This is a genomic window from Kyrpidia spormannii (assembly GCF_002804065.1).
GTDB classification, from domain to species: Bacteria; Bacillota; Bacilli; order Kyrpidiales; family Kyrpidiaceae; genus Kyrpidia; species Kyrpidia spormannii.
Genome location: NZ_CP024955.1, coordinates 1,224,206 through 1,238,714 on the forward strand (window position 1 = coordinate 1,224,206; position 14,509 = coordinate 1,238,714).

Sequence of the window (14,509 nt, forward strand, 5' to 3'; positions counted from 1 at the left end):
TGCATGAGTGGGCGGAATCCGACCGGGCTCGACTCGCGTTCGCTTTCCACATGCGCTTCACCAAGCGAACCCGAGATGAAGCGCACAAAAGTGGTGATCGCCTGGTGGATGGGTACGCACGGATCGAACAACTCGCGTGGGACGGGTTCCATGAAGGCCATACCTTGCAGGCCGCGGTCGAAGCCTATCGAGACCGGTACAGCTGCTATCCGGAGGCTGTGTTGGCCGATAAGGTCTACCGGAACCGATAGCCAGGCTCATTTCTCATTCAAATGTCAGAGTGATGTTCCCTGAGAGAGGATGGGGGGAAATGAGACACGTTTAGTCGAAGACATTTACATGATAGGGGTGAGGGGCATGGAGAATTTGGATGTATTTGTCGACTTCGCAAAAAACATGATGAAGCAAGACGTTGTCATTGCTCCTTGGTTAACTTGGGGGGACGGACAAAATCGAATCCCCACCCATTTGCAGCGCGACATTGAGGGGATTGCGGAGAGGTTCGCGCATTTGCATTGGCGTCCGGACTGGCGGATCACTCTTACCGGGAGTTATCCCATCAGCAGGAACCGAGTTGCGGAAGCTTACCGAGAAACGGTTTCCAGCACCGCGGTGTATTTGAGTCATCTGGAGCTTGGCCAATTGAATGTAACCGAAGAAATGGTAAAAGTCGCAGAAAGGTTAACCGAAAACTTTGTCGCTCAAACCGATCCAAAGGTTTTTGTGACGTTCTACCTTCTGACGGTCATATATGAAGACCTACAAGCATTGGAGTACTACGGCTCGATGCAAGCGAATGATTTTGTCCGAGGACACTTGCACAGACCCTGGGGGACGGAGACGCTCAGTGGGGAGCTTGAAGCCGCCGTCTCTGCTGAGGCGGTCGAAGTCGACACTGCTGCCGACCTTGTGCGACTGACTTCTCGGGGCAAGGAAATGTTGCATTACATTGAAGGGATATTTCGTGAATCCGGGTTTTTCACATCCCGATCCAAGCTGATTCGACTCAATAATTTCAATCATGTGGATGATATCGCTTCCATGATGGAAGCGCTGGTTCCAACTGCATGTGAGCACAGGAAAACGGTGGTTGAACTCAGCGGCATTCAGCCCGGCATGGCTGTGCTCGAATTGGGCAGCGGCACCGGTGCACTGACATTTGAGGCCGGGTTGTTCCAAAGGGTTGGACCCGATGGCCGTCTGGTCGCAACTGATCCGTCCACAAGTATGCTGGCATCGGTGAGGCGCAAACGAGAATCTTACAACGCCCATTGGGTGGAAGTCGTCCATGGGAAGGCCGAACGTCTGCCCTTTCCCGCGAACACGTTTGACAGTGTGATTGGATACGCTTTTCTGCACCTGACTGACATGGACGAGGCGCTGAGGGAGATCGCCAGGGTGTTAAAACCCGGCGGGTCATTGATCACATTGCATCCATTGCATTTTCCCGCTCGGAATGAGTTCTTCTTAGAATGGTTTGCACCATTGCTAAAGACGGGGGGCACGCCCAGGAATCAGGACAATCTGCCCGGACCTGATACTGTCCCATCGGCGATGGAGCCGCACTATGAGATTGTCCATCTTCAAAGCCTCGACTTGGAAATGCATTATACTTCACCGCGCACGGTCGTGGAATTTTTTGTGGGGATTGTCGATGTTTTTGAGGAACAGATGGCAACGCTTCCATGGCGTGCGCGTCATGACATGGTCCAGCAACTCATCAAGAGAGGAGAGGAGGTATGCCGAAAGTATCCACCCGAAAGTCTTGTCGAGATGCATCCTGGTCAGTTCATTCGGGCAATCGTGCGAAAGTAGGTTTCGGGGTGGGCGTTTCCGGCGTAAACTTTCTAAAGTTCCCTCTCTGAGGGAAAGGATGCCTGTGCGAAAACGGCCTTCGAAGCGTTGACGCCGGGACGGCAGCGGGCATACATCCTGTATTTTTCTCAGGTTAAGCAATCCAAGACATGGCAAACACGAGGAGAAGCCGATCGCAGGGAGGCTTTCCCCTTAATCCCAACTCTTGAATCCATTCACAGCTCAACCCACCGCAAACGGCGAAGAGCCAGTATTTTTGCGTGGCAACCGACAGATTCGCATGGATGGCGTCTGACCTGGCTTCCATGCACGGCCCGAAGCAGGTGCGGCTGTGGTATAGAAAAACTTCCACCCCTCATGATGCGACCATCGGGTGATGGTTCACATAGGACTCGAAGATATCTTGTCTCGCTTGTCGTTCTGACTGTACAATTGTTCGACGTCGTCCCAGTGCTCGAGAAGGACATTGACCATGGCGGGGTCGAATTGCCGACCGCGCTTTTCACGTAAGTACTCCTGGACACTTGAGCTGCTCCAAGGGGTTTTATACGGGCGACGGGACAAAAGTGCGTCCGTCACATCTGCGACAGCCACAATTCGCGCACTTTCAGGGATTTCATCGCCTCGAAGGCCATTGGGATAGCCGCCGTCCACATGTTCGTGGTGGCACTCGGCAATGTCCTTGGCCATGACCAAAGCTTCGTTGTATCCGTAGATTTTGGCCATGTTGTCATTGAGGCGCATCAGGAGTTCAGCCCCCATGGTGGTGTGTGTCTCGACCAGGCGCCGTTCCTGGTGGGTCAAGGGACCCGGCCTGAACAGAAGTTCCCTGGGAATGTACAGTTTTCCCACGTCGTGCAGGACCGAGGCTGTGCCCACCCATGTCGCCTGAATCTCCGGCCATCCCAGCCATCGGGTCAAGAATGTAGAAATGTGTCTCACCCGGAACAGGTGGGGTGCCACCGAAGGATCCCCGGCTTCGGCAATTTCGGCGATCAGGAAAAACAACTGCTGGTAGGAATCTGAAATGTCCTGTGAGGTGATGTTCTGAACGTCCCGACAAACGCCGAGATAATAGAGTCCGTCAGGACGATGCACGGGTGTGATGGTCAAAGAAGAGTTCCAGAGACGGCCGTCCGGACGGCGGTTGGTGAGGATGCCTTTCCAAACTTGGGCGTTTCCAAGGCACTCTTTCATCGACCGGTATACCGAAGGGTGCGTCAATCCGGATTTGATGTACCCCGCGTCTTTGCCGATGATGTCCTCGCGCCGATAGCCGCTTGCTTCTTCGTAAGCGTTGTTCACAGTGAGAATTCGGTGATCCGCGTCGGTGACGATCACTGGATCCCCGAGAAGCAGATAAGGATCATACCAAGTTGCCATTCGTTTTCCCCGCCTTGAGATGCTTGTTGCTTTCAAGATCATGCGCTGTCCCTGCCGGGCAACCGCAAAAAAACTTTTTCTTGCACACGCCGCTGTGGGTAAGATTCCTCCAAAAAGGGTGACAGCCCGTTCCACCGTTCCTGTGTCCGTCGGGCGGCGGCGCTGGTCCCTTCGGCGTGGTCGGCCGCCGTTGACGCCGTTTCGCGGATTTGCTTGGTGTCGTGAGCATTCGGGCGTCAAGCGCCCAATTCCGGACAGTTTTTCATTGCCTCCAATCATATAAGATGTAGAGAATTGGTCCATACATCCAACTTCACGCTTACTCTATAGTGAGAACGTCGGGCAATCAAGGGGCCACCCTGCGCATCGATGAACATTTATAGAAGGAATCATGAAGAAAGGTAATATGTCCGAGGACTCGCTTTCTTCTTTAGTCGAGCAAGTTTCTGTTGATAAGTGGAGTCGGGAGTTGGATCATCAATTGATGACAAAGGCGGTCCGAAAAAACAACAAGCAACCCCGCCAGGGAACCCGACGGGGCAGTTTGCCATGCCATGCTCTTCGAACAGGTATTCCAGGCACGGATAGGGGTCCAGAACGTTATAACCCAGATAATGGGCATGTCGGACTCAACATGCCGATGGGATTCTTGCTGAAGGTTCGGGGAAAAAAGGGACATCGAAAAAGGCTCGTCTGGATACGAGGTTGACAGAACGGGCTCAGGGCTATTCATGAGCCTGATCGGCTTTGTTTGGAGAGGCGACGATCATCCGAAAAACATCCACAAAACCAATTAACCGCACGCGATCGATAGAAAAACCCGCCAATCGGAGATTTTCCATCGTTTTGCGGTTGACGTTGGCTCCCACCATTCGGACGACGAGGGGATTCAGCACATGGAGCAGGAGGGCGATGAGAAGGTGGTCGCTCAGCATGTGTTCGATCATGTACAGGCGCCCCTCCGGCTTGAGGACCCGGCGGATTTCGCGAAGGCCTGCCACAGGGTCGGGGACGGAACAAAACACACAGGTGGATACCGCGGAGTCAAAGGTATCATCTTCAAATTGTAGATGTTGCACGTCCATGTGAAGCAAGCGGACCCTCGCCCGACTTTTTTTTGCCCGCTCTTCTGCGTATCTTAGCATGCGGGGGCTGAAATCGATAGCGGTGACGTGGAGCCCTTCCGGATAAAGTGGCAGATTCACCCCGGTTCCGACGCCCACTTCCAGCACCTCACCTCGAACTTGGTCGAGGAGTTCGGCCCGGTATTTATCCTTCACCATCCGATCCATCTTGTCAAACAGGGGCGCGATGCGATCATACCGGCGCCGGATTGTATCGGAAAGGTCCGGCATATGCCTCCCCACCTCCGTTGCTCACGGGCTCGATTTTTAAGCCTAGGATACCACATGCGTCGAGACCGGTCATGGGCAATATTCCGGCGGTTGATCGGACGGCGGCAAGAGAGCTGTTGAAGGAAATATTATCCGTGGCGACGAAACTATAAGAAACAAGAATTGTCGAGGAGGGACTTTCATGGGGACCACGGCTCGAGTTACTCTGCGAGGAACCTCCGACCATTTTCCTGAGCCGCACGATATGGAAATATATGTAAATAGTGCGGGGGGGGGGGGGGGGGGGGGTAGTGGCCCATTAATTACAATATATGGATCTTATTATATTTACCCCCACTCTGACCATTCTCCGCCATACCCTGCGCCAATTCCTCCGTTCCCCAGACAGGTTTCCGCCTCAGCGGTCTCTCTGTCGAATACGGCCTCGACTTTGCAGAACGTGACAGATCGATTTAAAGTGTAGCGGCGCACCTGAACAGCCGGGAACAGTAGATGTACTGGAGGTCAACAACAGATGGGAAACTGGTATGACCCGTATATGCTTCTCGATGATCCGGTGATTGTAGCCGATGCCCGTCACAGGGTGTTGGCCGTGAACCCGGCGTATGAACGGGCCAGTGGCTTCAGGTGCAAAGATTTGACCGGTAAGGAAGCGGTCTATGCGAAACCCAAAGGGTTGATCCCCGGCACCTCCGCATCTGTCTGCGAACACGTGGAACGCGGACAGGGATGGAAAGGGATCGTAACCTGCGAGCGGGCGGACGGGGAGTTATGGAATTTCTCCCTCACGGTGACACCGGTGCGCGCTTTCGGTCAGGTTTACTACCTTGCGGTGTGCCGCGATCTAGAAGAACTCAGGTATCAGGCGATCTCCGAGTCCTACGAACAGCTATTTTTGCTGATTGCACAGTTGGCTGAAACCGGTGACCCGTCGGTGCAGCCGCACTTGGATCGGGTAGGCCGACTCTCCCGGTCCCTCGCGGAATGGTTGGGATGGCCGGAGGCCCGGGCGAGGTGGTTGGGGATGGCATCGGTCCTGCACGACGTGGGAAAGCTGTACATTCCCCGGGAGATCTTGTTCAAACCCGGTCCGTTGACCCCGGCGGAACGGCGGTTGGTGGAAACCCACACGACCCAGGGCGCCGAACTCCTGACTCGTTTCAGTGAGAATATGGCGAAAATCTACGGCTACAACGAGGCGCTATTAATGGCTCGGGAGATTGCCCAGTGTCACCATGAACACGTGGATGGCAGCGGATATCCGAAAGGTCTCCGTGGCGAAGAAATCCCCGAGAGCGCCCGGATCGTCGCCCTGGCGGACGTGACCGATGCCCTTTTTTCGCACCGTCCCTATAAAATTCCCTGGGCTGCCTCTCAGGTACAGAGGTATTTGCGCACCAAAAGTGGTCGCCAATTCGATCCTAAGATGGTTCGCGTTCTTCTCGACCACTGGAAGGAAGTGGAGGAACTGTATCGCCTTCAGCCCGCCATCCCCACAGGCATTATCGGTAACGGCTGAGTGTCGTTCTCGTGCCGGCAGCCGGTGGAAAGGCAGACGGCAGCAGGTTGGGAGGACGATGAGGCCATCGATCCACGGAAATCTTATGTGGACACCGGGCGCATGGGCCCGGTGCCCAATTGTGGCGGCCGGGTTCGCGTCTGCCCGGATTTGCCCGCTCCCGGGCAGAAACAATGTCGAGAGTTGTCCGCGTCCGCAACGTACGGGGACTCTTGGTATGCCAATGATCCTCGGAATTACAGTGAGTCCCCGCGGTCCGGGCGAAGTTCATACAGAATATAACGGAACTTGCGCTCGTTGATACCTAACACCTTGCAGACTTTGCTTTTATCTTTTTGGTACTTAAACCACAGGTGTTCCACAACCCGGAATAACACTTCACGATTCAATTGTTTCAGGGTTTGCTCGAGTTCCTCCAACGTGCAGTCCTTTTTTTGCAGCCAATCCTGAAGGATCCTTTTTGTCAGTTGATCGAGATCTTGATCCCAGGAGAAACCATCCGGATCCTGCCTGCAGCCCTCCACCGCGTGCCGAATTCTGGCCGGGAGATGCTCCGGAGTGATCGGCCCCTTGCCCGCCAGAGCCATGGCATGGCGAAGGGCCTGATTCAGTTCTCGCACGTTTCCCGGCCAGGCGTAGGCGGTCAAATACCGTTCGACGTCTGGTGACACGTGGTCTTCCGGAAAATCCTGTCGCTTCAAGAAATCCCTCATCATGAGCAAAATGTCGTCCTTTCGATACCGAAGCGGGGGAATTTCCAGACGAATGCCATCCAACCGGTACAAAAGATCTTCCCGAAACGTCCCCTCGGCGGCCAATTGATCCACCGGGCGATTGGTGGCGGACAAGATCCGGGCGTCGCTGCGAATGGGCGATCGTCCGCCAACTCGCAAAAACTCTTTCTGTTCCAGAACCCGAAGCAGTACCGTCTGGAGGCGGACGGGCATGTCTGCCACCTCATCGAGCAGCAGGGTCCCTTTGTTGGCCAGTTCCAGCAGTCCCTGACGGGTTTCCGTTGCCCCGGTGAACGACCCCTTTTCGTGTCCGAAGAGTTCACTTTCCAGCAATGTATCGGAAATAGCTGCGCAATTGATGGCCAAGAAGGGGTTGTTCTGCCGGGAACTCGCCTCATGCACAAACCGCGCCACCTGCTCTTTTCCCACCCCGGTCTCACCCAGGATCAGAATCGGGATGTCTGAATCGGCGATGCGCATGGCGATTCGCAGAATGGGCAGCAACGGGGAATTCGCAGAGCAGATCATCCCAATCTTTCGGAGGATCGGACACAGATCCGGCCAGGGGTCATCCTCGTCCCGGTTTGGGTCGGGTTGCTTTAAATAAACACCCAGTTGGCGCTGCAGTTGATCGATATCTGTGAAGGGCTTTTCGATAAAATCCCGGGCTCCTGCTTTCATGGCCTGCACGGCGGTCTTCACCGAGGCGTATCCGGTGATGGCTATGACGGCACAATGGGGGTGCTTTCGGGTGATCTGGTTGATCAGCTGGACCCCATCCACCGGGCCGAAACGAATGTCCACCAATGCGAGATGGAACTCCTTCTCCAATTGGAGGTTAAACTCTTCCACGGTGTGTGCTGAAGACGTCGCGACCCCGCGTTGGGCAAAAAAGCGTTGGAAAAAACGGGTGATCCCGGGATCGTCATCAACGACCAGGACGTGGATCATTGTGCGTCACCTCACCTCCCTGGGTTGAGTGGACGGCGGGAAGAAGGACGGAAAACACAGTGCCCTCGGGGCCCGTGTTTTCCAGGAGCACATCCCCACCGTATTTTCGAGCAATGCGCCGAGCGCTGCTCAGTCCCAGTCCGGTGCCCTTCCCGGGAGGCTTGGAGGTGATGAATGGTTTAAACAAATCCGGCAAGATGGATGGATCAATTCCGGGCCCGGTGTCGCTGCATCTCAACAAGAGGCTCCCGTCTTTTCGGTTGCCCGATAGGATCAACCGACGCACGGGCTGATCTTGCATGGCATCGCAAGCATTCGAAAGGAGATGAGTCACCATTTGGACCAACTCCGAGGAGACGCCCCAAGTGTACAACGGACCTTGGGAGAAAAACAAACGAACATCGATGGCCCGCTCTTTGAACACGCAATAAAGGCTTTGAAGCGCATCATCGACGATCCGCTCCAACGAGGTCACTTCAGGCTGCAGATGAACCTCTCCGCCCCGGGCCACCACCAACAAGCGTTGCACCGCATCCCTGCACCGCAGTCCGGCCGACAGAATGTCTTCCCCCAATTCCCGCAGCATTCCTTCATCCAACTGCTTCATCAACAACTGAGCATTACCGAGAAGAATGGTGAGAGGGCCATTGAGCTCATGGGCCACCTCGCCAGCGATTTCGCCCATGATGGCAAACCGGTTGATTTGGCGCAATTCACGTTGGTAGCGTTGAATCCGTCGATACAAGAGCGCATTTTCTAAGCATACCTGGAGATGGTCGGTGAAGCGGGCCAGGAACTGTTCGTCTTTCGTCCAGGCTGTAGATCGGGGGTGGAATGTAAGGATCAACGCCCCGAAGCGGGCATTCGCCCTTCCCAAAAGGCGAAACCAAAAGCGATCGTCCTCGGCTGCCAGGAAGTCTGCTTCCATGATCCCCTCGGCGCGAAAATCTCCCCCAAGCCCTTCGGCACTCGGCAAGTCTTTGTCCAATGTCGTGCACCGGTCACCCGGAACCGGTATCATGGTGGCGTTGCGACCGGATGTATCGTAGATCGTCAGTGTCGTTTGATCCTCAATTTCTCGCAGAGTTAGAATAATGCGGTTTAAACCCGGCCATCCCTCCAAAAGAGAACCGAGAAATCCCACCCATTCCACAGGAGATGCCTGAACGTGAAACTCGGTGACAAGGCGATTCAGCAATTCCAACTGGACATTGCGTGTGGCCAAGGTGTACACAGTCTGCTGAAGTTCTCGGTAGTATGTTTTTTTGGACGAATAAACCCCCGTCAGTCTTTCCAGTAACTGATCCAATTTTTCGGGTGTCGTCAAGGCACTCACCGTCCATTCCCCACACGAGTGCCACGCCGGGTCGACATTTTACCAAGCGGCTTCGAACAATGCCAAGAGGTCTGTGTGGGACATGTCCCTCGGATTGGTGGCCAGACACGGGTCTTGAACGGCCCGGGAGGCGTATTCGCCGATTAACTCCCTCGGAATCTCCAAGTCGCGAAGTCGACTCGGTATACCGATGTCGGTACACAGTCGCTGAATGGCACGTATGCTTTTCTCGGCGGCCTCCATAGGATGGGCGTGGTCGATGTGCTCGCCGAATGCTTCGGCCACATCCCGGAATCGATCTGGACAGGCGAGAAGGTTGAATTCGGTCACATAGGGCAACAGGACTCCGTTGATCAGGCCGTGAGGCAGATCCAGCATCCCGCCGATGGCGTGACTCATTGCGTGTACGGCTCCCAGCACGGCATTGGAGAAGGCGATTCCCGCCTGCAGGCTCGCCATCATCATGGACTCCTTGGCCCCGCTGTTGCTGCGGGATGCCACTGACTGGCGAAGGGAGGTGGCGACCAGCCGTATCGCCCGGAGTGCGTAACCATCTGTCAAAGGAGTGGCAGCCCGGGACACATAAGCTTCGATGGCGTGGGTCAAGGCGTCGATACCCGTGTATGCCGTCAGTTCGGCTGACTTTGTCATCAAGGTGGTCGGATCGCTGAGACAAATGTCGGGAATAAATGACTTTGAGATCATCACCATCTTGGATCTTCTGCTCGTATCTACGATTACCGCAAACTGGGAAACGTCGGCCCCGGTGCCGGCCGTGGTGGGGATAGCCACGAGCGGAGGGAGCGGGTGCCCCACTCTGTCCGTCCCTTCGAATTCATGTACCCGGGTGCCGTGTACGACCACGGCTCCTATGGCTTTGGCTGCATCGATGACCGAGCCCCCTCCAATGGCGACCAAGCAATCACAGTGCTCTTGTAGATACTGCTTCACCCCGCTGTCGATCTCGACATCCTTGGGGTTTGGGGTGAGCGCGCTCCACAAGGACCACGGAACATCCACTTCGTCCAAACATTGAGTGACTTTCTTAGTCCATCCTGCTTCGACCACTCCCGGATCCGTCACCACCATGGCCCGACTGCCTCCGAGGCGAATCACAGCCCGTCCGACTTCCAGAAGAGCCCCATTTCCAAAAATAATCTCCGGAACGACAAACTTCGTGAGTCGCAAAGTGGCCCCTCCCAATCAGAAGGTCTTACCGATGATTATACAACAAAGTTCAACAAATAGCTGAATACCGAAAAGATTCGACATAAATAGGCCCCATGGAGGGGCCGTGATATGATAAAGTCTTAGACTTCACTCGCCGGTTGTAGGGTCCATAATATCATGAATCACCTCAATGCGATCGACTGGGAATCCACCTTTCCGGGCGTGTTCAGCGATCTGCTCTTCTGTTTGTGCTCGGTAGACACAGTAGAGCTTATCATTCGTCACATAACTGTGCACCCATTGAATACCTGGGCCCAGATCCTGCAGCACCTGATTGGACTTCTTCGCGATTTGGTGAAGCTCTTCCCGGGAAAGCTTGCCCGCTCCGGGGATCGAACGCTCGATGATGAACTTGGGCAAGTTGGTTCCCCCTTTGCGTAATGTGGAGCTGTCAGATTTCAAACACCAGCCGAGCCTTGGCTTGGGCGCTTTCAACTTCGTGGAAACATTGGTTGACGTCATCCAGGTTGCGCTTTTCGTACATCACTTTTGTCAAGCCGGAGGCGTGGATGTCGAACACTTCCTGCAGATCCACTCGGGTTCCCACAATCGATCCCTGAATCCGGATGGCGTTGAGGACTGTTTCGAAAATCGGAATCTGAACGTAGTTGTCGGCCGGGAGCGCCACAAACACCACAGTACCGCCGGGATGGAGGCACTGATATGCTTGCTCAAAGGCCTTCGGCGACACCGCCACGCTGATGGCGGCGTCCGCTCCACCGAGTTTCTGGATTTCCGCCACGGCATCCTGTTTTCTTCCGTTGATGACAAAATCCGCCCCGAGCTGTTTGGCTAAATCCAACTTTTCGTCCACCAGATCCACCGCGACCACAGACGCGCCGGCAACTTTTGCGTACTGCATGGCCAAGTGCCCAAGGCCACCAATGCCGAACACCGCTACCAGGGAGGAGGGTCGAGCGCCCGACATCTTAACAGCTTTGTACGTGGTTACCCCAGCGCAGGTCAGCGGTGCCGCGTCGAAAGGATCCACTCCTTTCGGAACAATTCCGACATAATCCGCATACGCCTTGGCATACTCCGCATAAGCGCCGTCCAAGATGTATCCGGTCTGCTTCTGGCTCTGGCACAGCGTCTCCCATCCGCTTACGCAGTATTTGCAGTGACCGCAGGCATACCCAAGCCAGGGAATGGCCACCCGATCCCCTTCTTTGACTCGGGTCACGCCTTTGCCGACACTTTCGACGATCCCGACGCCCTCGTGACCGGGAATGAAGGGTAGCTTGGGCTTGATCGGCCAGTCGCCGTGGGCGGCGTGGATATCCGTGTGGCAAAGTCCGGAGGCTTCAATCTTTACGACAATCTCGCCTTCGCCGGGTGTGGGCTTCGGCACGTCCTCAATGCGTAACGGTTCGCTGAAACTGTGAACGACAGCAGCCTTCATCCACCATCAACCTCCATTACAATGATTGAAATGTGGTACGCCCTCATGCTCAGCAAAAATGATGCCATGTCAGAATCAATCCGAAAGATGCAAAAAACAGAAGTATTTTCGGGTATACGGCATATTCTCTTGGGCATCTATCCGACGGATAGTCCGATTTTTTGGATTCATTGGTCCGATTTTTTGGAATCGGTTCATGGGCCCATGGGCCAAGGAACTAAGAGTATGCAAAAGTTTTCCCTGCCGCATGTTCGTGGGGGCCTGGCTCCGACGGTAGAGAAAACCCGGCCAACATCCTTGGGACATTGGCCGGGCCGGAAAGTTGCCAAGGCCGCTTGTTGGTGATCAATGTGGACTGGGTATAGTTGTGGGGGATGGACGCCCACCCGGTTCATCTCCCCGTTGCAACGGTGACTCATCTTCAGGTGCCGGGGGGACCGAGAGTGAAGCCTTGATGGTACTGTCCGTGGTCGCGGGTCGTTTCGCGGAAGATGCCGGATGCCGCACGGACAAGGTGAAGTCCTGCACATCTAGAGCACTTCGGGAAGGGAGGGGTGATAACGCCCTATTGGGCCGAATCGCGGCGGCGACAAGTTCGGCGTATGCCCTGGATCCTTGGGGAGTCAAATGGACCCCGTCGGAATAGAACCATTCGGTTTTCCCTGAACTGGCGCGATACCAGTCAATGACCGTGAGATCCGGGTGGCGGGCGGCGGCTTCGGCGAGGGTACGATTGACCACGTCCTGCCAAGGACGGGGGACCCGGACGTTGATCGCCAGGACCCGCCGGGGGGCCAGTTGGGCTAACAGATCGTCCAGTTGCCGGTCTGTGAAAGGTCCATTGGTGCCGAGCTCGATGATGACGGTGTCTCCGAGCTTTCCGGTGCGCTCCAATTCAGCGGCCACGTCACCCGCCTGGATGAATTGTCGACCGACCTTGCCATCCACGACAATTCCCGGCAAGAGGTTCTGCAGGTACGGTGCGGCGTCGAGAAGGACCGAATCGCCTACCACAGTGATTCCCGTGCCTACTTTCCCATCCTGGCCGGGATTCCCGCCTTGATTCCCGGAGGATCGGGGATTGTCCGAGGGACCGGAAGGCGAGGTTCCAGTGCCCGGCTCACCCCCGCCCGAAGAAGGTGCCCCGTCCGCGCCCTCCGTGGATCCGTCAGTAGAGGTTGACGGTCCCGGGGTGGACGGCGGAGGGCAGGTGCCCCCTGAGCCCTGGTGGGGTGTCCCCGGGCGAGTGCCCGCGCTCCCTCCAGGCTGTGAAGTAGGCGCTACAGAGGTGGGCTCCGGCGGGGTGCCGCCCATGCCCGGAACGGGAGCCGTGACAGAAACGGCAGTTCCTCCACCTCGCCATGGACCCCACCCCAGGACATTCGCGCCCGCATGAGCGTGAAGCCACGATCCGGCAACGATCAGCAGGAGCGCCGCCGACAGCGCGGCCGCGCCGGTCAGGCGTGCGGGCCCCACAACTCGAACTCGACCGCCTTTGCGCAAGGTTGTCCACAGTCGGCCCAGAGAGCCAAGGGCGGGGGCCGCACCGCCAACTTGGCCCCCGGATTTTCCCCGGCGTAAAATGGGCTTCTCGATAAAACGCCAGGATAGGGCGGCCAACCCGATGCTCGCCGCTACCTGGAGTCCCGCCCGGATTCCATCCCACTGGCCGGCAGTGTTCAGAGGAGTCGTCAGGACGATGACGGGATAATGCCAAAGGTAGATCCCGTAACTGCGCACCCCGATCCACCTCAGGGGTGCCCATCCCAGGATGCGCCCGAAAGCCACACCGGGGTGCGCGGCGGCGGCCACCATTGCCAGGGTGGCCAGGGAGAGCAGCAGCATCCCTCCCGGATAGAGAAAAGGTCCGTACTCATCGGACGTCAAGATCAGAATCAAGACCACGAGGAGCCCCGCGATGCCCGCAGCGGAGAGCAGCCGCCGGCGCCCCCGGGAAAGGGCCGCTGCCAAATGTCGGCTCGGCCAAACCAGGGCCAGGGCCGCGCCGAACAGCAGCGCAAAGGCCCGGGTGTCCGTCCCGTAATAGACCCGACTGGGGTCAACTCCCGGCTGATAAATCCACGCCATCGCCCCGGCCGAGAGGATCGCCCCCGTCAAAATCCCGGTCAACATCCAGCGTCGGGACAAGCGGCGGAGTCCCAAGGCCAGCAGCAAGGGCCACAGCAGGTAGAACTGTTCCTCTACGGCCAGGGACCACAGGTGTCCAAAAGGAGAGGGCGGCCCGAATTGTTGAAAGTACGAGATGTGATGAAAAATATACCACCAGTTGCTCACATAAAAGAAGGCCGCTACCAAGTCCCCCCAGAGGCTCCCCAGCCGTCCGGGATCGGAGACAAGCAAAACGAGAATCACGGTGATCAGCAGCAGCCACAGTGCCGGGATGAGGCGGCGAAAGCGGCGCATCCAGAAATCCCGAAGATCAATCCGACCTGTTTGACGCCATTCTTCTGCCAAAAGATCGGTAATGAGGTACCCCGACAACACGAAAAAAACGCCTACCCCCAACATCCCACCCGGGGCCCAGCCCGGGTTCAGGTGGTAGGCAAGGACCGCGAGTACCGCCAGTGCTCGCAATCCATCCAGCCCGGGCATGTAGCGGCCGCCGCTTCTCATCGGTTCGGGCATACTGTCCAATCCCCTCATCCCTCGAAGATATCTTTTATCCACATCATACAGACGAAATGGGATCGGCATGTGTTACGGTTGACCATTGGCGCGAATCCTGTGTCCAGTTTGTGATATGCTTAAACGGGGCGCTAATAA

The 14,509-nt window shown here is 56.3% G+C and carries 10 protein-coding genes and 2 pseudogenes; 4 read left to right on the forward strand and 8 right to left on the reverse strand.

What is annotated here, in order from left to right; all coding sequences use genetic code 11:
- Window positions 1–2 precede the first annotated feature (2 nt).
- The 3 genes and pseudogenes from CVV65_RS17430 to CVV65_RS06095 form a co-directional block, all read left to right on the forward strand.
- Window positions 3–84, forward strand: a pseudogene (locus tag CVV65_RS17430) (transposase); the annotation flags it as partial.
- Between the two features lie 273 nt (window positions 85–357).
- A complete protein-coding gene (locus tag CVV65_RS06090; RefSeq protein ID WP_157935410.1) occupies window positions 358–1,815 on the forward strand; it encodes a methyltransferase domain-containing protein in 1,458 nt (485 codons plus the stop codon).
- 69 nt (window positions 1,816–1,884) lie between these two features.
- A pseudogene (locus CVV65_RS06095) lies at window positions 1,885–1,983 on the forward strand (YdeI/OmpD-associated family protein); the annotation flags it as partial.
- Between the two features lie 213 nt (window positions 1,984–2,196).
- Here CVV65_RS06095 and CVV65_RS06100 read toward each other — a convergent pair.
- Together CVV65_RS06100 and CVV65_RS06105 are read right to left on the reverse strand one after the other, a co-directional pair.
- A complete protein-coding gene (locus tag CVV65_RS06100) occupies window positions 2,197–3,198 on the reverse strand; it encodes an HD domain-containing phosphohydrolase (protein WP_198592147.1) in 1,002 nt (333 codons plus the stop codon).
- Window positions 3,199–3,923: 725 nt separating this feature from the next.
- Window positions 3,924–4,553: a class I SAM-dependent methyltransferase gene (locus CVV65_RS06105; protein WP_100667387.1), complete on the reverse strand. Its 630-nt coding sequence runs from the start codon at window positions 4,551–4,553 to the stop codon at window positions 3,924–3,926.
- Window positions 4,554–5,067: 514 nt separating this feature from the next.
- Here CVV65_RS06105 and CVV65_RS06110 point away from each other — a divergent pair.
- Entirely contained in the window at window positions 5,068–6,072 is a 1,005-nt protein-coding gene (locus tag CVV65_RS06110; protein WP_100667388.1) for an HD domain-containing phosphohydrolase, read from the forward strand.
- 236 nt (window positions 6,073–6,308) lie between these two features.
- Here the strand turns inward: CVV65_RS06110 and CVV65_RS06115 are convergent, their stop codons facing one another.
- The 6 genes from CVV65_RS06115 to CVV65_RS06145 form a co-directional block, all read right to left on the reverse strand.
- Window positions 6,309–7,757 carry a sigma-54-dependent transcriptional regulator gene (locus CVV65_RS06115; RefSeq protein ID WP_100667389.1) on the reverse strand — a complete coding sequence of 483 codons (1,449 nt, stop codon included), beginning with the start codon at window positions 7,755–7,757 and terminating at the stop codon, window positions 6,309–6,311.
- On the reverse strand, window positions 7,735–9,093 hold the full coding sequence (locus CVV65_RS06120) for a sensor histidine kinase (protein ID WP_100667390.1): 1,359 nt from the start codon (window positions 9,091–9,093) through the stop codon (window positions 7,735–7,737). The genes CVV65_RS06115 and CVV65_RS06120 overlap by 23 nt, the downstream gene beginning before the upstream one ends.
- Before the next feature lie 39 nt (window positions 9,094–9,132).
- Window positions 9,133–10,281 carry an iron-containing alcohol dehydrogenase gene (locus CVV65_RS06125; RefSeq protein WP_100667391.1) on the reverse strand — a complete coding sequence of 383 codons (1,149 nt, stop codon included), beginning with the start codon at window positions 10,279–10,281 and terminating at the stop codon, window positions 9,133–9,135.
- A gap of 129 nt (window positions 10,282–10,410) precedes the next feature.
- The gene (locus CVV65_RS06130; RefSeq protein ID WP_100667392.1) at window positions 10,411–10,683 is read right to left on the reverse strand and encodes a DUF4242 domain-containing protein; all 273 of its coding nucleotides are present in this window, start codon (window positions 10,681–10,683) and stop codon (window positions 10,411–10,413) included.
- Window positions 10,684–10,714: 31 nt separating this feature from the next.
- Window positions 10,715–11,725 carry an alcohol dehydrogenase AdhP gene (gene adhP, locus CVV65_RS06135; protein ID WP_100667393.1) on the reverse strand — a complete coding sequence of 337 codons (1,011 nt, stop codon included), beginning with the start codon at window positions 11,723–11,725 and terminating at the stop codon, window positions 10,715–10,717.
- A gap of 345 nt (window positions 11,726–12,070) precedes the next feature.
- Window positions 12,071–14,371 carry an acyltransferase family protein gene (locus CVV65_RS06145; RefSeq protein ID WP_100667395.1) on the reverse strand — a complete coding sequence of 767 codons (2,301 nt, stop codon included), beginning with the start codon at window positions 14,369–14,371 and terminating at the stop codon, window positions 12,071–12,073.
- Window positions 14,372–14,509 lie beyond the last annotated feature (138 nt).